The 406-nt window shown below is 17.7% G+C and carries 1 protein-coding gene; it reads left to right on the top strand.

From position 1 onward, the window contains the following. Nucleotides 1-212 precede the first annotated feature (212 nt). Nucleotides 213-406, top strand: a 194-nt coding sequence (locus tag GBZ86_RS16820) for a hypothetical protein (RefSeq protein ID WP_152892545.1), incomplete at its 3' end; no start/stop codon positions are given.

Below are 406 nucleotides of genomic sequence, written 5' to 3'. Positions count from 1 at the left end.
TATATAATCAATATCACTAGAAATATATTTGTATTTTTAAAAAAGTCAATGGTAATATTTTTTAATTATTAAACACTAGTGATTTAAAAAGTTAATTTGAAAAATTTACCTTGAAAGATAGAGGTAGTGTAAAAGAAATTAAAGTTATAAACATAGATTTAAAAGTAAAAATATGGTAAAATTATTGTGAAATCATTAAAAGGAGGAAATAGATGGAGGAAAAACAACGGATTATAAAAATTTTATTTATGTCATTGGTTATAATTTTAACTACAGTTATTTTAAATAATTATTCTAAATTAAAATCTAATAATATTAATAAAGAATCTAAAGAAGTTTTTAAAGAGGCATGTATAAATACAAAGGATAATTTTTTAAAAACTATATCTTTTAAAAAAGATATAAC

Source organism: Clostridium tarantellae (assembly GCF_009295725.1).
GTDB lineage: Bacteria > Bacillota > Clostridia > Clostridiales > Clostridiaceae > Sarcina > Sarcina tarantellae.
Note: the sequence above shows the minus strand (reverse complement) of the source record. Positions and strands in the feature narration are given on the sequence as shown.